The sequence below is a fragment of the Citrobacter freundii complex sp. CFNIH2 genome, assembly GCF_002880615.1.
In the GTDB taxonomy this organism is placed as follows: domain Bacteria; phylum Pseudomonadota; class Gammaproteobacteria; order Enterobacterales; family Enterobacteriaceae; genus Citrobacter_A; species Citrobacter_A amalonaticus_F.
This window is the reverse complement of sequence record NZ_CP025757.1, coordinates 468532-492725: the sequence shown is the minus strand read 5'-3', so window position 1 is coordinate 492725 and position 24194 is coordinate 468532. Positions and strand designations below refer to the sequence as shown.

At 53.3% G+C, this 24194-nt stretch carries 20 protein-coding genes; 12 read left to right on the top strand and 8 right to left on the bottom strand.

Translation table 11 applies throughout. The features are described 5' to 3' along the window. Positions 1-222 precede the first annotated feature (222 nt). The gene (gene setB, locus WM46_RS02365; RefSeq protein WP_102601309.1) at positions 223-1404 is read left to right on the top strand and encodes a sugar efflux transporter SetB; all 1182 of its coding nucleotides are present in this window, start codon (positions 223-225) and stop codon (positions 1402-1404) included. Here setB and WM46_RS02360 read toward each other — a convergent pair. After that, positions 1401-1655 (bottom strand): YkgJ family cysteine cluster protein, encoded by a 255-nt coding sequence (locus WM46_RS02360; protein ID WP_061077904.1) that lies wholly within the window; start codon positions 1653-1655, stop codon positions 1401-1403. The two genes, setB and WM46_RS02360, sit on opposite strands and share 4 nt — an antisense overlap. 150 nt (positions 1656-1805) lie before the next feature. Here WM46_RS02360 and yeiP point away from each other — a divergent pair, with 150 nt between their 5' ends. Beyond that, on the top strand, positions 1806-2378 hold the full coding sequence (yeiP, locus tag WM46_RS02355; RefSeq protein WP_061074723.1) for an elongation factor P-like protein YeiP: 573 nt from the start codon (positions 1806-1808) through the stop codon (positions 2376-2378). A 55-nt stretch (positions 2379-2433) separates the two neighbouring features. Here the strand turns inward: yeiP and torD are convergent, their stop codons facing one another. Genes torD through torC form a run of 3 tightly spaced genes read right to left on the bottom strand, consistent with a single transcriptional unit; the run spans position 2434 to position 6697 of the window. Beyond that, positions 2434-3066 carry a molecular chaperone TorD gene (gene torD / locus WM46_RS02350; protein WP_102601308.1) on the bottom strand — a complete coding sequence of 211 codons (633 nt, stop codon included), beginning with the start codon at positions 3064-3066 and terminating at the stop codon, positions 2434-2436. Next, complete coding sequence (torA, locus tag WM46_RS02345) at positions 3056-5554, bottom strand: trimethylamine-N-oxide reductase TorA (RefSeq protein WP_102601307.1); 2499 nt, start codon at positions 5552-5554, stop codon at positions 3056-3058. Before torA ends, torD begins: the two co-directional genes overlap by 11 nt. Positions 5555-5563: 9 nt before the next feature. Beyond that, a complete protein-coding gene (torC, locus tag WM46_RS02340) occupies positions 5564-6697 on the bottom strand; it encodes a pentaheme c-type cytochrome TorC (RefSeq protein ID WP_102601306.1) in 1134 nt (377 codons plus the stop codon). Between the two features lie 166 nt (positions 6698-6863). Between torC and WM46_RS02335 the strand changes: the two genes are divergently transcribed. After that, the gene (locus WM46_RS02335; RefSeq protein WP_102601305.1) at positions 6864-8345 is read left to right on the top strand and encodes a PLP-dependent aminotransferase family protein; all 1482 of its coding nucleotides are present in this window, start codon (positions 6864-6866) and stop codon (positions 8343-8345) included. Positions 8346-8385: 40 nt separating this feature from the next. On the opposite strand, the gene uxuA is transcribed toward WM46_RS02335, so the two are convergent. Next, positions 8386-9576 carry a mannonate dehydratase gene (uxuA, locus tag WM46_RS02330; RefSeq protein WP_061074728.1) on the bottom strand — a complete coding sequence of 397 codons (1191 nt, stop codon included), beginning with the start codon at positions 9574-9576 and terminating at the stop codon, positions 8386-8388. A gap of 205 nt (positions 9577-9781) precedes the next feature. On the opposite strand from uxuA, the gene WM46_RS02325 reads away from it, so the two are divergent. From WM46_RS02325 to yejF, 9 genes are all read left to right on the top strand, one after another. Next, positions 9782-11248, top strand: a complete 1467-nt coding sequence (locus WM46_RS02325) for a mannitol dehydrogenase family protein (protein WP_102601304.1) — start codon at positions 9782-9784, stop codon at positions 11246-11248. 116 nt (positions 11249-11364) lie between these two features. Further along, complete coding sequence (locus WM46_RS02320) at positions 11365-12351, top strand: CobW family GTP-binding protein (protein WP_102603760.1); 987 nt, start codon at positions 11365-11367, stop codon at positions 12349-12351. Positions 12352-12389: 38 nt separating this feature from the next. After that, positions 12390-13103, top strand: coding sequence for a phosphatase PAP2 family protein (locus tag WM46_RS02315; RefSeq protein ID WP_102601303.1), 714 nt, complete (start codon positions 12390-12392; stop codon positions 13101-13103). 413 nt (positions 13104-13516) lie between these two features. After that, positions 13517-14086 carry a bifunctional murein DD-endopeptidase/murein LD-carboxypeptidase gene (mepS, locus tag WM46_RS02305; RefSeq protein ID WP_043000104.1) on the top strand — a complete coding sequence of 190 codons (570 nt, stop codon included), beginning with the start codon at positions 13517-13519 and terminating at the stop codon, positions 14084-14086. Between the two features lie 186 nt (positions 14087-14272). Further along, entirely contained in the window at positions 14273-15829 is a 1557-nt protein-coding gene (locus WM46_RS02300) for a cyclic di-GMP phosphodiesterase (protein ID WP_102601302.1), read from the top strand. 102 nt (positions 15830-15931) lie between these two features. After that, a complete protein-coding gene (locus WM46_RS02295) occupies positions 15932-17746 on the top strand; it encodes an extracellular solute-binding protein (RefSeq protein WP_061077906.1) in 1815 nt (604 codons plus the stop codon). Continuing rightward, complete coding sequence (locus WM46_RS02290) at positions 17747-18841, top strand: microcin C ABC transporter permease YejB (RefSeq protein WP_102601301.1); 1095 nt, start codon at positions 17747-17749, stop codon at positions 18839-18841. It begins immediately after the preceding gene. Continuing rightward, on the top strand, positions 18841-19866 hold the full coding sequence (locus WM46_RS02285; protein ID WP_061074733.1) for an ABC transporter permease: 1026 nt from the start codon (positions 18841-18843) through the stop codon (positions 19864-19866). The genes WM46_RS02290 and WM46_RS02285 overlap by 1 nt, the downstream gene beginning before the upstream one ends. A 1-nt stretch (position 19867) precedes the next feature. Continuing rightward, positions 19868-21457 (top strand): microcin C ABC transporter ATP-binding protein YejF, encoded by a 1590-nt coding sequence (gene yejF / locus WM46_RS02280; RefSeq protein ID WP_102601300.1) that lies wholly within the window; start codon positions 19868-19870, stop codon positions 21455-21457. Positions 21458-21460: 3 nt separating this feature from the next. Here yejF and WM46_RS02275 read toward each other — a convergent pair whose 3' ends face one another. The 3 genes from WM46_RS02275 to rsuA form a co-directional block, all read right to left on the bottom strand. Continuing rightward, entirely contained in the window at positions 21461-21805 is a 345-nt protein-coding gene (locus WM46_RS02275; RefSeq protein WP_043000099.1) for a YejG family protein, read from the bottom strand. A 342-nt stretch (positions 21806-22147) separates the two neighbouring features. After that, positions 22148-23338 carry a Bcr/CflA family multidrug efflux MFS transporter gene (locus tag WM46_RS02265; RefSeq protein ID WP_061074735.1) on the bottom strand — a complete coding sequence of 397 codons (1191 nt, stop codon included), beginning with the start codon at positions 23336-23338 and terminating at the stop codon, positions 22148-22150. 16 nt (positions 23339-23354) lie between these two features. Continuing rightward, positions 23355-24062 carry a 16S rRNA pseudouridine(516) synthase RsuA gene (gene rsuA, locus WM46_RS02260; RefSeq protein WP_061074736.1) on the bottom strand — a complete coding sequence of 236 codons (708 nt, stop codon included), beginning with the start codon at positions 24060-24062 and terminating at the stop codon, positions 23355-23357. Between the last annotated feature and the right edge of the window lie 132 nt (positions 24063-24194).

Genomic DNA, 24194 nt, shown 5'->3' with positions numbered 1-24194 from the left:
TGATCGCAAAATTTAGAAGCAATGCACATTTTTGCCTCACAGGCGGTATGTTGCTGAAGTCAAATCAGCGCTATTTTGCTTAAGGTTCAGCAGCGTCAGCTAACAACATTGACAGAGTGAAATGCCATTTTGATTTTTCGTGGCGATTTTGATTTGGTCATCTGTTTATTTCTCACTAAGCGGCGTAAACTCCGCGTCTCGTCACACTACTGATATCCGAACATGCACAATACCCCCGCTGCCGCCTCGCCAAAAGCGTTTGACCTGACGTCTACGGCTTTCCTTATTGTCGCCTTTCTCACCGGTATCGCCGGTGCGCTACAGACCCCTACGCTGAGCCTTTTTCTGACCGATGAAGTCCATGCGCGCCCAGCAATGGTCGGTTTCTTTTTTACCGGCAGTGCAGTGATCGGCATCCTGGTGAGTCAGTTTCTGGCGGGGCGTTCAGATAAAAAAGGCGATCGCAAAAAGCTGATCGTCTTTTGCTGTGCGCTGGGCATGCTGGCGTGCGTGTTATTTGCCTGGAATCGTAACTACTTTATTTTGCTGTTTGTCGGGGTGTTTCTCAGCAGTTTTGGTTCGACCGCCAACCCACAAATGTTTGCCCTGGCCCGTGAACATGCTGACCGCACAGGCCGTGAAGCGGTGATGTTCAGCTCCATACTGCGCGCCCAGGTTTCACTCGCGTGGGTGATCGGCCCGCCGCTGGCTTACGCGCTGGCAATGGGCTTCAGCTTTACGGTGATGTACCTCAGTGCCGCGGTGGCGTTTGTGGTTTGCGGGGCAATGGTATGGTTTTTCTTACCGTCCATGCGCAAAGAGACCGCGCTGGCGACCGGTACGCTGGAAGCGCCGCGTCGCAACCGTCGCGATACCCTGCTGCTGTTTGCCATTTGTACCTTAATGTGGGGTACCAACAGCCTGTATATCATTAATATGCCGCTGTTTATTATTAATGAACTGCACCTGCCGGAGAAACTGGCGGGCGTGATGATGGGGACAGCGGCCGGGCTGGAGATCCCGACAATGTTGATTGCGGGCTACTTCGCAAAACGTCTGGGTAAACGTCTGCTGATGTGCATTGCGGTCGCTGCCGGTTTTTGCTTTTACGCCGGAATGCTGGTCGCGCACTCCCCTGTTGTGCTGCTGGGTTTACAACTGCTGAATGCCATCTATATCGGTATTCTCGGCGGCATCGGTATGCTCTATTTTCAGGATCTGATGCCAGGTCAGGCAGGTTCCGCCACCACGCTCTACACCAACACCATCCGCGTCGGCTGGATTATCGCCGGATCGCTGGCGGGCATTGCCGCTGAAATCTGGAACTACCATGCCGTTTTCTGGTTTGCGCTGGTGATGATTATCGCCACTATGGCCTGCCTGACGCGCATTAAGGATGTTTAGGGCGCGGTCAGCGCTTCAAGATCAATAAGCCAGGTCATCGCCTCGTCGCGATTCGTTAAGCACATTTCCAGGGATGGTTTGAGGCTGCGACAGACGTTGGGGCGGAGACTGGAGCCAAAGAGGCGGCACAGGTTGTCATCCGAGAGCTGGACGCACCTGACGTTTGCCGGTTTACCCTGCGGCATGCCGGGGATGGGGCTGGAAATAGAAGGGGCAATACAACACGCCCCACAATCCGGACGGCATTCCATCATCTGACTCTCTTTATTGTGACCACCGGACAGGCGCGCACAGTACCACCTTTTTTGCACCAGCTAAAGGTGAATTCCACTTGCCTGAATGGCCCGGCGCGAGTAGTTTGACGCGATAATTTAGCGAATCTCTATAACAGGATCTTTTCGATGCCAAGAGCGAACGAAATCAAAAAAGGTATGGTACTGAATTACAACGGCAAACTGCTGATTGTGAAAGATATCGATATTCAATCCCCGTCCGCCCGTGGCGCGGCTACGCTGTACAAAATGCGTTTCTCCGATGTCCGTACCGGTCTGAAAGTGGAAGAACGTTTCAAGGGCGACGACATTGTAGATACCGTGACCCTGAGCCGCCGTGGCGTCGACTTCTCCTATATCGATGGCAACGAATACGTGTTCATGGATAAAGAAGACTACACGCCTTATACCTTCACCAAAGATCAGATCGAAGAAGAGCTGCTGTTTATCCCGGAAGGCGGAATGCCGGATATGCAGGTGCTGATCTGGGACGGCCAGTTGCTGGCGCTCGAACTGCCGCAGACGGTAGATCTGGAAATCGTAGAAACCGCTCCAGGCATTAAAGGCGCTTCCGCCAGTGCACGTAACAAACCCGCGACGCTGAGCACCGGTCTGGTTATTCAGGTGCCAGAATACCTGAGCGCCGGTGAGAAAATCCGCATTCATATCGAAGAGCGCCGCTATATGGGCCGCGCGGATTAACACCAGCCAGGATAACGATATCGGAAGGGACAGCAAATGCTGTCCCTTTTCATGTCTAACTCTGGCTGCTGCGATAAAAATCCTCCATCAGCAGCGACTGCAGATACCGCTCATCCTCGCACATAAAACCAACAATGATGCTGACCGCTTCGGCATAAAACCCCAACGTATCCCTCTGCAGGCAACCATCACGAAACAGCGACAACCAGCGCAGCAGGTGGTGGTGTAAGAAACCATACTGCACAGAAACGGGCTTGTCTTTTTCAACCATCCTTGCCATCAGGGCCAGTTGCACCGCAACGTGATCGCTCGTTTCGTTATCCCGTGGAGCCAGCCCGTATTCAACCAGCAATCCATTCATCTGCCGGCGCTCCTGCGGCGCAGACGTATGCGGATAATGACCGGCGTAGGGTGAAATCCCCTGTGGCGGAGCAAGCAAGAATAAGGACGCGAAATCCGCCGCCAGTTCCTGTTGTCGGCAATCTCGCTGCAGCGCCTGATTCAGGCTATGCTCGAAACGCTTAACATCACGCGACAATCCTGGAACAGAATCCAGCGATGCAATCCAGGCGCGGTGTTGAGGACTCGCCAGCCCTACAAGCTGCTCTTCCGTCAGTTCCTGAAACAGCAGTTGGGAGAACCACTGATATATCGAGGCCCGTTGCTGTACGATATTTTCAGCCTGCATGCGCCCCCTCCTCTTTGATCTCTTCCGGCCCGCCAAATCCGGTGACGTTCGGAACGTGCGCCGTATACCGCTCCACCTCAACCAGCAACGTATGCGCTGAAGGCCCTTGCGCCAGTTGCGACGTGGCGATATCCGCACTCAGCACATTCGGATCACCATAGGTACAAAGCGTTCCCGCTTTTCCACCTTCCAGCGGCGAATACCATGCCCCTTCATGGATACGAATGACGCCAGGTGCATAGTCAGGGCTAATCACCACGCCAGCCAGTATCTGGCCTCGCGCGTTAAATACACGGGCAATATCGCCAGCCTTTAAGCCTCGCGCGGTGGCATCCTGTTCGCTGATGTACAGCGGTTCTCTCCCCGCGACTGCGTAGGTATGGCGAAACGCATCGCTGGAACAAAGCTGCGAATGAAGGCGTTTGTCAGGATGACAAGACTGCAGATGCAGTGGATAGTTATCTTTGCTATCGCGATGACTGCGCTCGAAAGGCTCCATCCAGACAGGGTGTCCCGGACAGTCCGGATACTGAAAATCAGCGATCGTTTTGCTGTAAATTTCGATCAGACCGGAAGGCGTGCCCAATGGATTTAAATCGGGCTGATCGCGAAATTCACTGTGACGAACCCAGGGTTTCCCGGCCGGGTATTCGAAATAGCCCTCTCCCTGCCAGAAGGTGTCAAACTCGGGCATGTTGATGCCGAGCGAGCTTCCCATTTTTACACCTTCGTCATAAATCGCTTTTATCCACTGCATTTCATCACGGCCTTCACGGTAAACCGCTTCCTGACCAAAACGCTTACACAGCCCGGCGAACACATCAAAATCATGCCGCGCCTCGAACTGCAGTTTCACCACCTGATGCAGCGCCATCAGCCCTTTATTCGAGTTCGTGCCGAACTGTTCAACATCGTTGCGCTCAAAACGCGTCGTCACGGGCAAGACAATATCGGCGAACCGGCAGGACGCCGTCCATTGATGATCCAGCACCACCACGGTTTCCAGCTTCTTCCATGCCTCGATCATCCGGTTACGATCCTGTTGCGCATGGAAAGGATTGGCGGCGCTGTAAATCGCCATTTTAATGTCCGGATATGTGATCGTTTCGCCGTTAAAGGCGATGGCTTTCCCTGGGTCCAGCAGGCAGTCAACAATACGTGAGGTAGGTATATGCTCCGAGGCGCCGCGGAAATCGGCCTGATATTTCGCCGCTGGCGGATTGTTGATGCTGCCAAGCCCCGACAATACAGGACCGGCAGATGTGACCGTCCCACCGCCGTTGTAGTGCCAGCCAAAGCCCACGCCTCCCCCCGGCAAACCAATTTGCCCCACCATGCTGGCAAGCACCACCAGCATCCAGGGATATTGTTCGCCGTGGTGCATACGCTGCGCGCACCATCCCCCCATAAACTGCGTACGCCCTTTCACCAGTTGACGGGCAAACTGACGAATCTGATCTGCCGTCAGTCCACAAATTTCCGCCGCCCACTCGGCGTTTTTCGGCTGCTTGTCGGTTTCCCCCGTCAGATAAGGGATAAATTGCTCAAAACCCACAGTGTAGTCATTGATAAACCCGACATCATACCGTTTCTCGTCATACAGGGTATGCGCAACCCCGAGCAACAGGGCAACATCAGTTTGCGGCCGAAGCGCGAGTTGTTCACAGTTGAGGAAGTTCTGCGACTTACTGCGAACAGGATCCACACTGATAACGCGCATTTTTCCCTGCACGATGGCTTCTTTTATCTGCTGCCAGTAGCCAAAAGCGTCATGATCGGGAACCAGGAACTCGATCTGTAAATTTTTAATCGGATCACATCCCCACAGCACGATGGTATCCGTGTGTTCAATGACCAGCGGCAATGACGTTTGCTGCTCGTAAACTTCCAGCGCACCGATGACACGCGGCAGGATAACCTGTGCCGCTGCGGCCGAGTAATCGCCGACGGTCGTCACGTAACTGCCGTGCAACCCCAGCCCACGATCCATCGCTCCGCCCGCTTTGTGGTATTTTCCCACCATCTGCCAGTCGGCCAGCCCGGTAAATACACCAGAGGATCCATACGTTTTTTGTACTCGCTCCAGCTCTTCATAAAACAGGTCCAGCGCCTGATCCCAGCTCACACGGACAAAGCGATTATTCCCGCGCTGGCTGCGATCTGATTTCTCACGCTTACGCAGCCAGTCCAGCCGAACCATCGGATAACGGACTCGGGAGGGGTTGTAGACCACTTCACGCACGGCATTAAGCATATCGCAGGGGTATTTATCATGTTTAAAGGGGCGAGTTTCAACCCACTCACCGTTCTCTACCCGCGCTTCAAACGCGCCAAAATGCGAACCGGACTGGATCCACTGCTGCGGGTTTTCACCTGCCGCCCAGACTTTTTTGATGAGTGGATTTGGCCCTAATGCACTGGCGGCACCGACGGCCAGCATGCCGGTCAAGAAACGGCGTCGTGCCGGATTAAAATCGTAACTATCCATACGTTATCCTCATTTATCTGTGGTTGCCGATACGTCGCTGGCATGTGTCTGGAGGTATTTCAACAGCGTCCGTTCCTCTACCGGATTGAGCCGGTAATAGCTGGACATCGCTTTCAACCCGGCGATCCAGCCATTAGCGGTATAACGGTCGGTCGGTGGCGTGCTGTGGCATGCGCTACAGGTGGATTGCAACATCTGATCGGTGTATTGCCAGACGGGGTCGATGCGATCGATAAGCCCATCTGCAGAAGTCCAGGCCGTGATGCTGACCTGCTGCCACTCCGCATGAGAATCGGGGTCGGTTTGGGTCTGCAGGATTTTGACATTCGCCATCAGCGCGGCATCCAGGACGGCAGAAAACACGCGTTTTCCCCGGTACTGTGTAATCACTCTCCCGCGCCCTTTACTCTCTCGCCAACCCGTCAGCTCAAGTTGCACCTGATTGCCCACTTTTTTGAGGATCCTGACTTCGGTCGCCGGAAAAAGCAGGGCTTTCCCTGCCGGTTCCTCCGCCGTGGCGGTCAGCGCTTTTTCCGTCAGCGAATAAAGCGTGGTCGCATCCGGGAATTGCTCTCCCTGCTTCTGCAATTGCTTATAGCGCTCGCGAAAACCACTGCTCATGTCTGGCTTGTGGTGCGCGATCCCCTTATGACAATCAATGCAGTTACTGTCTTTTGCCGCCGCAGCGGTCATTTGCGCCATCGCGTTGGATGACTGTTTTGCGTGATCCATGGCGTCATAGCTGTGGCAGGATTTACACGCTGCGGAATGGTTGGCACTCATTCTCGTCCACTCCCGCTGTGCCAGTTCTGCACGCTTCTGGCTCAATTTTTCAGGCGTGTCGATAGAGGGTGAGATAAAGGTGTGGTACAGATCGCTTAATGCTTCCGTCTTGCGCTCAAGGGTGGGGATAACGCCCGGCGGAATATGACAATCTTTGCATTCTGCACGTACCCCTGAAGCATTACGGAAGTGAATACTGCTCTCGTATTCTTGGCCGACCGTGCGCATCGAATGGCACGATACACAAAATTCGGTACTGCTGGTGTAATGAACGCCTTGCCACGTTCCCCACAGGACAAGCGCCATTGCTATCGCGCCTCCTAATACATACCAAAGGGCATTTTTCCTAATCCTCGACATAGCGGCCTCCGTTATTTTAATTACGGAACGCTAAGGGATATTAAATCGTAATAATAGTGACACCCGCCTCAGAGAATAGGAACAGCCCATCGTCTATGAGGAACATCAAAATAAGGCGAAAGGAAAACGCATAATGTATTATCAATGCTCAAACAAGGATTTCCTCATGCTAACGTTACCTCTGGACAGAGAAAGCCATCTCCCTTTGCAACTACAAATTTTTCAGTATTATTTCCAGGCAATCCAGCATGGCGATGTTCTCCGTGGCGATAAACTTCCGTCAATACGCGAGCTAGCCCAGAGATTAAACGTGGCGAAGATTACGGTCGTCATGGCGTACGAAAAACTTGTCAGCGCAGGATTGATCAAGAGTCGGCAGGGTATAGGCTATGAGGTCGTGTTCGCGACGCCTATGCGGAATATCCCTTTTCATGCCATTTCTGACACGGGTTCTCCTCCTGCGAAGCCTGAGCCTGCAGGGATCTCAACGGATGTTTATGCTGAGGCCAGTCGGGAATATTACTGTCGTTTGGGCATCCCGGATCCGAATGCGTTTCCATGGTCTAGTTGGCGAAAATGGAATAATGCACCCACGGCACTCAAGGAACAATTATTTACCCAATATCATTCACCAAATGGATTGCTTTCTCTCCGTGAGCAGGTCGTTCGTTATCTGAATTTATCAAGAGGGATTAATTGCAATCCAGAAAGCATCATTATTACCAATGGCATTCAGGAGGGACTCTCTCTTCTCAGTCAGATATTTATTACACATTACACAATTCGTCATAAAAAGAAATGTCACATTGTGACCGAGTCACCTTGCTATTCTGGTGCGTGGCATCTGTTTAATTATCATGGTGCCACTGTTACCGCAATTGAAGTGGATAAAAACGGTCTTTGTACAGATAAACTGCCTGAGAGCGATACGCAACTGTGTTATGTCACACCCGCACATCAATATCCGATGGGCGGCACACTTTCGCTCGAACGACGTAAGATACTGCTGACCTGGGCCTTACGTGTCGGGGCTTATATCATCGAGGATGATTATGACTCAGCATTTTCCTATGGAGAAAATCCCTTACCGCCGCTGAAAACGATGGATTTTCACGATCGGGTCATCTACATGGGGACCTTTTCCAAAACGCTTGGTCCAGGTGCTCGACTGGGTTATCTGATCTGTCCGGATGAACTTCTTCCAACCCTGCATACGATCAAAGCACTCAATAACAACGGCAGTCAGTGGTTGTTGCAGCAGTTTCTGGCCGATTTGATGCAAAATCAGGTGTTCTATACCCATCTCAGCAAACTGGCCTGCGACTATGCACTGCGTCTCACCTTATTGCGGGATGGCCTCTCCTCTTTATTCACGGAAGGCGAGATCGACGGCGCTTGTGCCGGATTGCATCTCTCCCTGCGTCTGCCCTGGTCGCAGGATCGCGTGACGCAATTGCGCCAGCGCTGCCTGCTGGCCGGCGTACGGTTTGATACATTGCAGGAAATTGAAAACGGCTCAGAAACGCCATGGCGGAAAAATAATCAGGATGGGGTGATGTTCTTCGGTTTTGGCGGGTTACAGGTGCAACAACTCAGAAAAGTACTGAGCGTTCTTGAGCAGGAAATGCGGGCATTATTACCGCTTTAGTGAGCGATAAGGGGCGATAAACTCGCCCCTTCATCAACCATTACAGCAGGTCGCGGAACTGGGTCATTTTCAGCGCCAGTTCAACACCGCGCACTTCCGCCAGCCCTTTCAGACGGCCAATCGCGGAATAACCCGGATTAGTTTTCTTATGCAGATCGTCCAGCATCTGATGACCGTGATCGGGACGCATCGGAATCGGACGCAAATCCCCCGCCTTCTTGCGGCGCTGCTCTTCGGTCAGAATCGCCGTCACCACCGCCACCATATTCACATCACCCTGCAGATGCGCGCCTTCATGGAAGGTTTTCGGATTCGCTTCGCGGCACGTCGAGCGCAGGTGGGTAAAGTGGATACGATCGCCAAAGGTTTCAATCATTTTCACCAGATCGTTATCCGCACGAACGCCGTAAGAGCCTGTGCACATGGTGAAACCGTTGTAGATGCTGTCGACGGTCTCTTTCAGCCACTGCATATCTTCAATGGTGGAGACAATGCGTGGTAACCCGAGAATCGGGCGCGGCGGATCGTCAGGATGCACCGCCAGACGCACGCCAACCTCTTCAGCCACCGGTACAATCGCACGCAGGAACACGGCCATATTGTCACGCAGATCGTCTTTGCTGATGCCGTCATACTCGGCCAGACGCGCACGGAACTGATCGAGCGTATAACCCTCTTCCGCGCCAGGCAGACCGGCAATGATATTACGGGTCAGTTTTTCGATATCCGCGTCGCTCATAGCATTGAAATAAGCCAGCGCCTGACGCTGTTCTTCTTCGCTATAGTCTGCTTCCGCGCCCGCACGTTTGAGGATATGTAACTCAAAAGCGGCGAAGGCTATTTGATCGAAACGCAGCGCTTTCGAGCCGTCCGGCAATTCGAACTCGAGATCGGTACGCGTCCAGTCCAGAATCGGCATGAAGTTATAGCAGACGGTGTCGATGCCGCAGGCCGCCAGATTGCGGATGCTCTGCTGATAATTCGCGATCCATGTCTGATACTGACCGGAGCGGGTCTTGATCTCTTCATGAACCGGAATACTTTCGACGACCGACCAGGTTAATCCTTTTTCCGCCAGAATCGCCTGACGTTTTTTAATCTCGTCGACCGGCCATACTTCGCCGTTCGGAATGTGGTGCAATGCTGTCACAACGCCCGTTGCGCCAGCCTGACGCACATCATCAAGCGATACCGGATCGTTAGGCCCGTACCAACGCCAGGTTTGTTCCATTGCTTTACCTCACAAAGTTGTTATACCAAATTAGTTTACCTGAATGACGACTACCATACAGGCTTCTGCGCACTGATCAATAAAAGGGGCGTGATTGATTGATCCAGCTCACATTACCCGGATAAATTCGGCTTACCAATTTAATTTGTTGTCATATAACTTTACACTGCCGTTGTTAATTTATGGTTAATCAGGTGTGTAATAAATGACTACAATTGCCTCAGCAATATTGCCGGATGGCGTACAAACGCCACGCTATGACCGCCAGCAGCTGAAAACCCGCATGGTGCATTTCGGTTTTGGCGCCTTTCATCGTGCGCATCAGGCATTACTGACCGATCGGGTGCTGAATGCCCAGGGCGGAGATTGGGGAATTTGTGAAATCAGCCTGTTCAGCGGCGACACGTTGATGCGTCAACTCCGCGAACAGGATCATTTATACTCCGTGCTGGAAAAAGGCGCAGACGGCAATCAGGCGATTATCGTCGGTGCCGTCAACGAATGCCTGAATGCGAAACTCGATTCGCTCGTCGCCATTATCGAAAAGTTCTGCGAACCTCAGGTGGCGATTGTCTCGCTGACTATCACCGAAAAAGGGTATTGCATCGATCCGGCAACCGGCGCGCTGGACCTGACAAATCCGCGCATTATTCACGACCTGCAATCGCCTGATGAACCCCATTCAGCACCGGGTATTCTGGTGGAAGCGCTGTCGCGTCGACAGGCACGCGGCCTGGCACCTTTCACTGTACTCTCCTGCGATAACATTCCTGATAACGGCCACGTGGTGAAGAACGCCGTGCTAGGGATGGCGGAAAAACGCTCTCCCGCGCTGGCAGACTGGATCCGCGAGCACGTCAGCTTTCCTGCCACGATGGTCGACCGCATTGTTCCGGCCGCCACGGAAGACTCTCTGGCTGAAATCACCCGCGAACTGGGCGTGACCGATCCTTGCGCCATCAGCTGTGAACCGTTCATTCAATGGGTGGTTGAAGACCACTTTGTCGCCGGTCGTCCCGCATGGGAAGCGGCTGGCGTGCAGATGGTCAGCGATGTGCGTCCCTGGGAAGAGATGAAATTGCGGATGCTTAATGGCAGCCACTCGTTTCTCGCGTATCTCGGTTATCTTTCCGGATTTCAGCATATTAATGAGTGCATGCAGGACAGCGCGTTCCGCGAAGCCGCGTACCGACTGATGATGGATGAACAGGCGCCGACGCTGACTATTACTGACGTGGATTTGACCGGCTACGCGCAAAGCCTGATTGAACGCTTTGCGAATCCGGCACTGAAGCATAAAACCTGGCAAATCGCGATGGACGGCAGTCAGAAGCTGCCTCAGCGGATGCTGGCGGGTATTCACCTTCATCTGGCGCGCGAAAGTGCATGGCCATTACTGGCGCTGGGCGTGGCGGGATGGATGCGCTACGTCAGCGGCGTCGATGACGCCGGTGTGACCATCGACGTTCGCGACCCGCTGAATGATAAAATCCGCGCTATCGTGGCCACCCATCATGAAGATCAGCGCGTGTCGGCACTGCTCTCCTTATCGGAAATTTTTGGCAACGACCTCCCGCACAATCCTGTTTTTGTCCAGGCGATTGAAGCGGCCTGGCAGCGTATCGCGCAACACGGTGCACATCAGGCGGTGATTGATACGTTAAAAAGTTAACAATTTCTGCCATTAAGGCGGACGGAGACCGTCTTCGTTCGCCCCGCCCTTCTCTTTTTCACTTTTTTTCGCCAGGATTAATGGAAACCGTTACGGTACATTATTCTGGAGCAGGCGTGACCAAAACTAACCTCATCACTGGTTTCCTCGGCAGCGGAAAAACCACTTCGATCCTTCATCTGTTAGCACATAAAGACCCCGCCGAAAAATGGGCGGTACTGGTCAATGAGTTCGGTGAGGTCGGCATTGACGGCGCTCTGCTTGCTGATAGCGGCGCGTTGCTCAAAGAGATCCCTGGCGGCTGCATGTGCTGCGTGAACGGCCTGCCCATGCAGGTTGGACTGAATACTCTGTTGCGACAGGGGAAACCCGACCGCCTGCTGATCGAACCAACTGGACTGGGGCACCCGAAACAGATCCTCTCCCTCCTCACCGCACCGGTGTATGAGCCCTGGATCGACCTGCGCGCCACGTTGTGCATTCTTGACCCACGCGGATTGCTGGATGAAAAAAGCGTCACCAATGAGAACTTCCGCGATCAGTTAGCTGCTGCAGATATCATCGTGGCGAATAAAACCGATCGTGCGACTACGGAAAGTGAACGCGCGCTGCAAACCTGGTGGCAACAGTTTGGCGGCAACCGTCAGTTGGTGCAGGCCGCTCACGGTCAGATTGACGGACAGTTACTCGATTTACCGCGTCTGAATCTGGCCGAATTGCCCACCAGCGCTGCGCATTCGCACAGCCATCCAGAACAGCGAGGATTGGCGGCGCTGAGCCTGCCAACTCAACAACGCTGGCGTCGCAGCCTGAACAGCGGCCAAGGGCATCAGGCCTGCGGCTGGATTTTTGATGCCGATACGGTCTTTGACACCATCGGACTGCTGGAATGGGCGCGACTGGCGCCGGTTGGCCGGGTGAAGGGAGTCATGCGTATTCCGGAAGGCCTCGTGCGCATTAATCGCCAGGGCGAGGATCTGCACATTGAAACGCAGAACGTCGCGCCGCCGGACAGTCGTATTGAACTGATTTCCAGTACCGAGGCAGACTGGAATACGTTGCAGAGCGCATTGTTGAAGCTTCGTTTAGCTGAACACGCGTAAGGTTGCCTGCGATTTATTGAACAGTGAACACGTTAAATATGAAAATCCGGTTACCACTGATACTTCTGCTGAATGTTGCCGGTCTGGCTTTATTCATGAGCTGGTATATGCCCGTGAATCATGGATTCTGGTTCCCGGTTGACGCCGGCATTTTCCACTTCTTTAACCAGAAACTGGTAGAGAGCCAGGCCTTCCTGTGGCTGGTCGCCATCACCAATAATCGGGCGTTTGATGCCTGTTCTCTGTTGGCGATGGGTTGTCTGATGTTGAGTTTCTGGCTGAAAGAGACGCCCGCAGGCCGCCGACGTATTGTCATCATCGGTCTGGTGATGCTGCTTACCGCCGTGGTTCTGAACCAGGCCGGTCAGGCGCTGCTGCCCGTCAAACGCGCAAGTCCGACGCTCAGTTTCACGAATATTTATCGCGTCAGCGAATTGCTGCATATTTCGACGAAGGATGCATCCAAAGACAGTTTCCCTGGCGATCATGGGATGATGCTGCTTATTTTCGCCGCATTTATGCTGCGCTATTTCGGAAAAGCCGCAGGGTTTATCGGCCTTATTATTGTTGTGGTTTTTGCTTTTCCGCGCGTCATGATCGGCGCCCACTGGTTCACCGATATCGCAGTAGGATCATTAACCGTGGTTCTAATTGGCCTGCCCTGGTGTCTCCTGACCCCGTTAAGCGATCGTCTTATCGCGCTTTTCGACAATTATCTTCCTGGCAAAAACAAACAAATCTTAAACAAATAACTCACAGTTATTAACATCATCAGGGTTTATTCTTACGCCCTGATGATGCGTTAAGATAAATTATTCATCTCATCGTCATTATTTAGTCATAACATTACCCTTGAGAATGAATAAGTTGCCTGTTTTTCCGCCATTTTGCGCTTAAATTGACCAATCCCGTTTATTCACTTTCTGTATCACATTTTCTTATTAAAATTCAGATAAAATCACTCGCCAAGCCTGTAACGATCGGGTAACCTCGAACTCGTTTTGCCTCGCTGGGTTATTATTCTCTTCGCGAATAAATTTGTGCGTTCTGCCACAGTTTTGCGCTTAAAGAATTGTCTCATTGTGCGCAGGTAATTAGTCTCGTCACGTTTGGCATTTTTTATAACGATATTTATCGTTAAGGACTTCAAGGGAAAACAAACAAAATGGTCAAATCTCAACCGATCTTGAGATATATCTTGCGCGGGATTCCCGCGATAGCAGTCGCGGTACTGCTTTCTGCATGTAGCACTACCACAAACACCGCAAAGAACACGCATTCTGAGACGCTTGGTGTGAATCAAGAAGCTTCCTCACTGCAAGCTTCTCAGGATGAATTTGAGAGTATGGTACGTAACCTCGATGTTAAATCGCGGATTATGGATCAGTATGCTGACTGGAAAGGCGTGCGCTATCGTCTCGGCGGCAACTCCAAAAAAGGTATTGATTGTTCCAGCTTTGTACAGCGTACATTCCGTGAACAGTTTGGTTTAGAACTCCCACGCTCCACCTACGAGCAACAGGAAACCGGTAAGTCCGTTTCACGCACTAATCTGCGTACCGGCGATCTGGTTCTGTTCCGCGCAGGTTCGACGGGCCGTCATGTTGGTATCTACATTGGCAACAACCAGTTTGTTCATGCCTCTACCAGCAGCGGTGTTATCATCTCCAGCATGAACGAGCCATACTGGAAGAAGCGCTATAACGAAGCGCGTCGGGTTCTGAGCCGCAGTTAATCGTTTGGTTGCTATCCCTTGGCGACCCTGACGAGACAGACGAAAAGCATCGCTTCGGCGGTGCTTTTTTTTTGATTCCCTTTTTGTCCCTGTGGAAAAGCATGACTCGCTGAATCAATCCAGGCTATAGTCTTGTTATTCCATCACATTTATCATCATCGCAATCTCAGGGTAAAGCCAGGCATCATGTTCACACACGCCTTAACGACTGGTCGAAAAATCGTGCTTACCTGCCTGATTACCGGGGTTGTCGTTGCTATTGTTATCAGTAGCCTACAATTCGTGATGGCGTGGCATAAGCGGGAAGTTAAATACGACACGCTGGTTTCTGACATTCAGCATTACCTGGTTAGCTATTTTGCCGATCTCAAAAGTACTGCCGACATTCTCCAGCCGTTGACTTTAAATACCTGTAAACAAGTCGGCGCAGAGCTCACTTCCCGTGCTGCCTTTAGCCTGAACGTTCGTGCCTTTTTGCTGGTCAAGGATAAGAAAGCCTTTTGCTCATCAGCAACCGGGGGCATGGATGCGCTGCTGACTGAACTGGTCCCCAGCCTCGATATTGGTAAAGATATCGATATGGCGATTATCCCGGGAACGCCGATGATGCCCAATAAACCCGCAATGGTGATTTGGTATCGTAATCCCCTGATGGTGAATAGCGGCGTTTTCACCTCCCTGAATATCAATCTTACGCCGTATCTGCTCTATACCGCCCGCCAGGAAGACTTTGACGGGATTGCCATCATCGTCGGCAACACCGTCTTGTCGACCTTTTCCGACCATCTGCTCACCGTTGATGAACTCGACGGTTCACCGGAGCGCGAAGCAAAAATCAACGGTGTTCCGGTGACGATCAGGCTATACGCAACCAACTGGACCTGGCCCGACTTATGGTACGCTCTGCTTCTCGGCGGGATGGGGGGCATCATTGCGGGTTTACTCTGCTACTACGTCATGAGCATTCGCCTGCGGCCCGGAAAAGAGATCCTCACCGGGATCAAACGCGATCAGTTCTATGTCGTCTATCAACCCGTCGTGGATACGCAATCGCTGAAGGTCACCGGGCTGGAAGTGTTGCTACGCTGGAAACATCCAACTGCAGGAGAAATCCCGCCTGATGCGTTTATTCATTACGCTGAGGCCCAGCACATGATTGTGCCACTGACCCAGCATCTGTTTAAGCTGGTGGCGCGGGACGCCCCTACGCTGCAAAAAGTCCTTCCGGTCGGCGCTAAGTACGGTATTAATATTGCGCCTGACCACCTGCACAGCAACAGTTTTAAAGACGACGTTCGTCAGTTAGTCGCCGCGATGCCACCCAACCACTTCCAGATCGTGCTGGAAATTACTGAACGCGACATGCTTCAGCAGCATGAAGCGTCACAGTTATTTGAGTGGCTGCACGCCGCAGGCTTCGAAATTGCGATAGACGACTTCGGTACCGGCCACAGCGCGCTGATTTATCTGGAACGCTACACCCTGGATTATCTGAAAATCGATCGCGGTTTTATTAACGCCATTGGTACAGAAACCGTCACCTCGCCGGTGCTGGATGCGGTGCTGACACTCGCTAAACGCCTCAATATGATGACGGTAGCCGAAGGGGTGGAAACGCCTGAGCAGGCAAAATGGCTACATGAACGCGGGGTTCGCTTCCTTCAGGGCTACTGGATTAGCCGCCCGCTGCCGCTCGACGAATTTGTCGATTGGGTTTCACAGCCACACGCGCTGAAATGGTAAAGCACCGACGCGCGGATTCACAACAGACGCCACCTGCCCTATTATTCAGGCATCAGAGTGACCTGCGCAGGCAGGTAAGCAAGACAAGGAATCCCTTTGCAGATAATCGTTCGCATATTGCTGCTGTTTGTCATGTTGATGAGCGCAAGTGCCCAGGCGCAGGCGATCAAAGAGAGCTATGCCTTCGCGGTATTGGGAGAGCCTAAATACGCGTTCAATTTTGATCATTTTGATTACGCAAATCCCGCCGCCCCCAAAGGCGGTCAGATCACCCTTTCCGCTCTCGGCACCTTCGACAACTTCAACCGCTACGCCCTGCGAGGTAATCCCGGTGCCCGGACCGAACAGCTTTACGACACTCTGTTTACCACCTCTGATGACGAGCCCGGCAGCTATTATCCGCTGATCGCCGAGAGCGCACGCTATGCGGAGGATTATTCGTGGGTTGAAATCACGATCAACCCCCGCGCCCGTTTTCATGATGGCTCGCCCGTCATGGCCAAAGATGTCGCCTTCACCTTCAACAAATTTATGACCGAAGGCGTGCCACAGTTTCGTCTGGTCTACAAAGGCACAACGGTTAAAGCCATTGCCCCACTAACCGTACGCATGGAGCTCGCGAAGCCGGGTAAAGAGGATATGCTCAGTCTGTTCTCATTACCCGTGATGCCACAAGCGTACTGGAAAGATCATAAGCTCAGCGACCCGTTGTCCAGACCGCCGCTGGGTGGTGGTCCTTATCGCATTAGCCAGTGGAAGATGGGTCAGTATATTGTCTATACGCGCGTGAAGGATTACTGGGCGGCCAATCTGCCGGTCAATCGTGGCCGCTGGAACTTCGATGTCATTCGCTACGACTATTATCTCGACGACAACGTGGCCTTTGAGGCCTTTAAGGCTGGCGCGTTTGATTTGCGTCTGGAGAGCGACGCCAAAAACTGGGCGACGCGCTATGTCGGTAAAAACTTTGATAATCAGTACATCATCAAAGATGAGCAGAAAAATGAATCGGCGCAGGATACGCGCTGGCTGGCGTTCAACACGCAGCGCCCCGTTTTCAACGACCGACGCGTCCGTGAAGCCGTTACGCTGGCATTTGATTTTGAATGGATGAATAAAGCGCTGTTCTACAACGCCTGGAGCCGGGCAAACAGCTATTTCCAGAACACTGAGTATGCGGCCAGAAACTACCCCGATGCGGCCGAACTGGTCCTGTTGGCGCCGATGAAAAAGGATTTGCCGCCGGAGGTCTTCAGCCAGATTTATCAACCTCCCGTGTCCAAAGGTGACGGTTACGATCGGGAAAACCTGTTAAAAGCCGATGAATTACTGAAAGACGCGGGCTGGGAACTGAAAGGTCAGCAACGGATTAACACCGCCACCGGCAAACCGCTGAACTTTGAACTGCTCATTTCCGCCGCCAGTAACAGCCAGTGGGTCCTGCCCTTCCAGCATAATCTCCAGCGTCTGGGGATTACGATGACCATTCGTCAGGTCGATAACTCACAACTCACCAATCGCCTGCGCAGCCGGGACTACGACATGATGCCGACCCTGTGGCGGGCGATGCCTTGGCCCAGTTCCGATCTGCAAATCTCCTGGGCGTCCGAGTACATCGACTCTAGCTATAATGCTCCTGGCGTGAAAAGTCCGGTGGTCGACAAACTGATCAAGCAAATCATCGCCGCGCAGGGCGATAAAAACAAACTGTTGCCGCTTGGACGCGCGCTGGACCGCGTGCTGACCTGGAATTACTACATGTTGCCGATGTGGTACATGGCGGAAGATCGACTGGCCTGGTGGGATAAATTTTCCCGTCCGGGCATTCGTCCAATTTATACCATTGGCCTGGATAACTGGTGGTATGACGTAAACCGGGCAGCGAAGTTACCTGCCGCCAGACGACAGGGAGAATAAATGGGCGCATACCTGATTCGTCGTTTGTTGCTGGTTATCCCGACGCTCTGGGCGATCATCACCATCAACTTTTTTATCGTGCAAATTGCCCCCGGCGGCCCGGTCGATCAGGCGATAGCCGCCATCGAATTTGGTCAGACGAGCGCGCTGCCCGGCGCCGGGAGCGAAGGTGTTCGCGCCAGCCATGCCCGAACCGGGGTGGGAAATATCAGCGACAGTAACTATCGCGGAGGACGTGGCCTTGATCCGGAAGTGATAGCCGAAATCACCCAACGCTACGGTTTTGATAAGCCACTGCACGAGCGTTATTTCACCATGCTGTGGAACTATATCCGCTTCGATTTTGGCGACAGCCTGTTTCGTAGCGCGTCGGTACTGACGCTCATCAAAGAGAGCCTACCGGTGTCGATCACCCTGGGGCTGTGGAGTACGCTCATCATCTATCTGGTGTCGATTCCGTTAGGGATCCGCAAAGCCGTACATAACGGCAGCCGGTTCGACGTCTGGAGTAGCGCGTTTATTATCATCGGCTATGCTATCCCGGCGTTTCTGTTCGCAATACTGCTGATAGTCTTCTTTGCCGGCGGCAGTTATTACGACCTCTTCCCGCTGCGTGGTCTGGTCTCGGCGAATTTTGACTCGCTGCCCTGGTATCAGAAAATCACCGACTATCTGTGGCACATCACCTTACCCGTCCTGGCGACGGTCATTGGCGGGTTTGCCGCGCTGACCATGCTGACCAAAAATTCCTTTCTCGATGAAGTCCGTAAACAGTACGTCGTCACCGCCCGTGCCAAAGGGGTCAGTGAAGGGAATATCCTGTGGAAGCACGTTTTTCGCAACGCCATGCTGCTGGTGATCGCCGGTTTTCCTGCCACCTTCATTAGTATGTTTTTCACCGGTTCGCTGCTGATTGAAGTGATGTTTTCACTCAACGGTCTGGGACTGCTGGGCTATGAGGCAACGGTGTCACGGGACTACCCGGTGATGTTTGGCACGCTGTACATCTTCACCCTGATCGGCCTGCTACTGAATATTCTCAGTGATATCAGCTATACGCTGGTCGACCCGCGTATTGATTTTGAGGGACGTTAATGGCCCATTTAAGCCCCGTCAATCAGGCCCGCTGGGCGCGTTTTCGCCATAATCGTCGTGGCTTCTGGTCGCTGTGGATTTTTCTCGTCTTGTTTGGTCTGAGTCTGTGCTCTGAGTTGATTGCTAACGATAAACCCCTGTTAGTGCGCTACGACGGAAGCTGGTATTTCCCGCTGGTCAAAAACTACAGTGAGAGCGATTTTGGCGGCCCGCTGGCGACGAGGGCGGATTACCAGGATCCGTGGCTGAAGCAACAGCTGGAAAACCGAGGTTGGGTCCTCTGGGCACCGGTGCGCTTTGGGGCGAACAGCATCAACTTTGCAACTGACAAACCCTTTCCCTCGCCCCCTTCGGCGCAGAACTGGCTGGGTACCGATGCCAACGGCGGCGACGTGCTGGCGCGAGTGCTTTACGGCACGCGTATCTCCATTCTTTTCGGCCTGATGCTGACCTTGTGTTCAAGCGTCATGGGTGTGCTGGCCGGGGCGCTACAGGGCTATTACGGCGGCAAAGTGGATCTCTGGGGCCAGCGATTTATCGAGGTCTGGTCGGGTATGCCGACGCTGTTCCTGATTATTTTGCTCTCCAGCGTCGTACAACCCAACTTCTGGTGGCTGCTGGCGATTACGGTGCTGTTTGGCTGGATGAGTCTGGTAGGCGTGGTGCGTGCGGAGTTCTTACGCACGCGGAACTTCGACTATATCCGGGCCGCCCAGGCACTCGGCGTCAGCGACCGTAGTATCATTTTTCGTCACATGCTTCCCAACGCAATGGTCGCCACGCTAACCTTTTTGCCGTTCATTCTCTGCAGTTCCATTACCACTCTGACGTCGCTGGATTTCCTTGGTTTCGGTCTGCCGTTAGGCTCTCCTTCACTGGGCGAGTTGCTCCTGCAAGGCAAAAATAACCTCCAGGCGCCGTGGCTGGGCATTACCGCCTTCCTGTCCGTGGCCATTTTACTCTCGCTGCTGATTTTCATTGGCGAGGCCGTCCGTGACGCATTCGATCCCAACAAGGCGGTGTAACATGACGCAACCTTTGCTCGCCATTGACAATCTGACGCTGGGATTTCGTAAGCAGGAAACCGTCCGCACGGTGGTTAACGCGGTGTCGTTGCGCGTGGAGGCCGGCGAAACGCTGGCGCTGGTAGGAGAATCCGGTTCCGGCAAGAGTGTTACCGCGCTGTCGATTCTGCGCCTGCTACCGACTCCGCCCGCCGTGTATCTCGGCGGCGATATCCGTTTTCACGGCGAGTCCTTACTGCGCGCCAGTGAGCAGACCCTGCGCGGCGTGCGCGGCAACAAGATCGCCATGATTTTCCAGGAGCCGATGGTGTCGCTGAACCCGCTCCATAACCTCGAAAAACAGCTCTATGAAGTACTTTCCCTACACCGGGGTATGCGCCGGGAAGCGGCACGCGCAGAGATATTAAGCTGTCTCGATCGGGTCGGTATTCGGCAGGCGGCAACCCGGCTGGGCGATTATCCACACCAGCTTTCCGGCGGCGAGCGTCAGCGAGTGATGATTGCGATGGCGCTGTTAACGCGACCCGAATTGCTCATCGCCGATGAACCGACTACCGCGCTGGATGTCTCGGTACAGGCGCAGATCCTGCAACTGCTGCGTGAACTCCAGCGCGAGCTGAATATGGGGATGCTATTCATCACCCATAACCTCAGTATTGTCAGGAAACTTGCCGACAGCGTAGCAGTGATGCAAAACGGGCAATGCGTTGAGCAAAACCGGGCGGCTCCCCTGCTCCACGCGCCTGCGCATCCCTATACGCAGAAATTGCTCAACAGCGAACCGGCGGGCGATCCAGTCCCTTTGACGGAGGGGCAGTCCCCCCTTCTCAGGGTCGAGGATTTACGCGTCGCCTTTCCCATTCGTAAAGGCATCCTTAAGCGTGTGGTGGCAAACAATGAGGTAGTGAAAGGCATCAGTTTCAGTCTGCAACCGGGTGAAACGCTGGGGCTGGTCGGTGAGTCAGGTTCGGGGAAAAGTACCACCGGGCTGGCGCTCCTGCGGCTTATCGGCTCCCAGGGCAGCATAGAGTTTGACGGCCAACAGTTACAACATCTTAAACGCCGACAGCTGTTGCCCGTGCGTCATCGTATCCAGGTGGTCTTCCAGGATCCCAACTCCTCGTTGAATCCGCGACTGAGCGTGTTGCAAATCATTGAAGAGGGGCTGCGCGTTCACCAGCCAGCACTCTCAGCCGAACAGCGCGAGCAGCAGGTCATGGCGGTGATGGCGGAAGTGGGACTGGATGCCGACACGCGCCACCGCTATCCAGCGGAGTTTTCCGGCGGTCAGCGCCAGCGGATTGCGATTGCCAGAGCGTTGATCCTGAAGCCGTCATTGATTGTTCTTGATGAACCGACGTCATCTCTCGACCGGACCGTGCAGGCGCAAATTCTCGCGCTGTTGAAATCGCTACAGCAAAAGCATCGCCTGGCCTATATCTTCATAAGCCACGATCTGCACGTGGTGCGCGCGTTATGCCATCAGGTGATTGTACTGAGACAGGGAGAGGTTATCGAGCAGGGGCAATGCGAGCACGTCTTTAGCGCACCGCAACAGGCGTATACGCGTCAGCTTCTCACGCTAAGCTGACGCTCAAAATGGATTGTTGTTAGAAAACGGTTCGGCAATGGCCACGCCAAAGTTTTTCAGACGACAGGTCGCGGCAAATTCGTCCTGACGATTCACAAACAGGCACGGTTCGCCTTCACATTCCAGTACGGAACATGGCACTTCGATATCACTGAGCGCCTGACTGAGTTTATGCATCACCGGCCAGGCGCTATCGCCATCCGGACTCAGCAGTTTAAGCGCCACCAGACTGTTTTCAACGCTTTGGCCATTTTGCGGAATCGGTTCAACTTTCGAACCTGCGAAACCCGCTGACCAACGATAGTTCTGTGGTAAGCGATGAACGATTGAGAGCTGTAATGTTGTCACTTTCTTTCCCCGGAAGTACAATCACTTCACAATTTATTTACATCCATATTAACACATCATTGACAATCCGTCCTTAAACGGTTGCATAACGTGGCAATCCTTATCCCGCGTGGCCAGTATGGTCGGTATGGCCTTTATTAAAATAGATGTTTCCAGTCGGGACAGGAGCGCGGGCTATATGTACCCGTTTCTGCGATCTAACTCAACCTTTTTAACTACAATGATGTGACTTTTTACATAAATTGATTTTACATAAAATAAACATATATCGGGGAAATGATGGAATCGTCGTTGACGTACATCAACAAAGGAAGCCAAACGGCTTCCATGTTGTGTATTTGATCACCGTTTTTTCGGGCGGCTCGCATAGAGATAGAACAAAATTGAACAGCTTGCACAGAAGGCTATAGACCAAATCATCGGCCAGGCTGAGTTAAACGTTGCCAGGGAGAGTAATGCGCCAACGAGCGCGCCAATGCCAAAGCGGAAGGTACCCGCCAGCGATGAGGCCGTTCCCGCCATATGCGGGAACTCATCGAGGATCACTGCCATCGCATTGGAGGAGATCATCGACACGCAGCCGACAAAGACCGCCACCCCCAGCACCAGCGCCCAGAAACCGACGCCAAACAGCGCACTCAGCACCATCCACACCGCCATCGCCAGTTGGATCCACAATCCAGTACGGAACATGTTCAGCGCACCGATCCGGCGCACGAAGCGACTGTTAAAAATCGTCATAATGAACAAAAAGACGATATTCAGCGCAAAGTAGTAGCCAAAATCCTGCGGCGATACGTGGTTGATTTCGATATATACGAAAGGCCCGGCGCTGAGAAAGGAGAACATCCCGGCAAAGCTAAAGCCGCTTGCCAGCATATAGCTCAGCACCCGCTTATGGCGAAAAAGCGAAGCAAAATTACCTATCGTCGTGCGGATATGAAACGGCTGGCGCTTTTCAACCGGTAACGTCTCTTTAATGAGCGTTGCGATCATGACTGAGGCCAGAACCGCGGCAATCGCCAGGATCCAGAAGATAGAGTGCCAGCTCAGCCACACCAGCACCCAACCGCCGATGATTGGCGCCATCAGCGGCGCGATCGTGGTCACCAGCATGACGAACGACATCATGCGGGAGAACTCTTCTTTAGGATACATATCGCGCATCAGCGCATTGATCACCACGCTGGCAGCGGCCGCCGCCAGACCGTGGAAGAATCGCATCACAATCAGCTGATCGATGGTCTGCGCCAGCGCACAGGCTACGGCGGCAGCAGCGAATACCAACGTGCCGCCGAGGATCACCGGTTTTCGCCCGAGGCTATCCGCCATCGGCCCGTACAGCAACTGCCCGACGGCGAAGCCCAGAATATAGGTACTTAGCGTCATCTGCGCACTGCCCGCCGGCACACCAAACTGCTCGGAGATCACCGGTAGCGCCGGAAGGTACATATCGATCGACAGCGGCATCAACATAGCCAGCAGACCGAGAATAAAAACAATGGCAAAGGACGAGTGCTGCCGGGTGGTCACAAAAAAACTCCTGAATTTAGCTGGACGTCATGCCGACGCTGGCAATTTCTGCGTCAGTCAATGGGCGATACTCACCAGGTTCAAGGTCAGCATCAAGGGTAATAGCGCCTATCCGTTCGCGGTGCAGTTCGACCACATGGTTACCCACGGCGGCAAACATCCGTTTTACCTGATGATAGCGTCCTTCGCTGATGGTCAGACGCACCTGCGTCGGGGTGATAACCTCAAGCACAGCCGGCTTCGTGAGATCTTTTTCATTATGTAACTGCACGCCTTTCGCAAACTGCGCTGCGGTATCTTCGGCGACGGGCGACTCCAGGGTGACCAGATACGTTTTCTCGCAGTGGTGACGCGGAGAGGTGATGCGGTGCGACCACTGCCCATCGTCAGTCATCAGCACCAGACCGGTGGTGTCGATATCCAGACGACCCGCAGCGTGTAATTTATGCGCGACCGGCTCATCCAGGAAATACAGGATCGTCGGATGATCCGGGTCATCGGTCGAACATACGTAGCCCTGAGGTTTATTAAGCATAAAGTAACGCGGGCCGTTTTGCTGAACCAGCGTGTTGCCATCATATTCTACGTCGTGTTCTGGCAGCAGTTTGAACGCGGTATTCCGGATGATTTCACCATCCACGGTAACACGGCTACCGCGGATCTCACGCCCGGCAATAGCGCGGCTGACGCCGAGTTGCTGAGCGATAAATTTATCAAGTCGCATGAGTGTGATTTTGCCTGTAAAAATACGGGAATCGGGCGCATCACCCGAAAAGTGGAGCCGTTATCTGCCCAGTATAGCGGGCTAACAACATCCCTCAAGGGAAAACGATTCGTGGCATACTATACCCGAGTT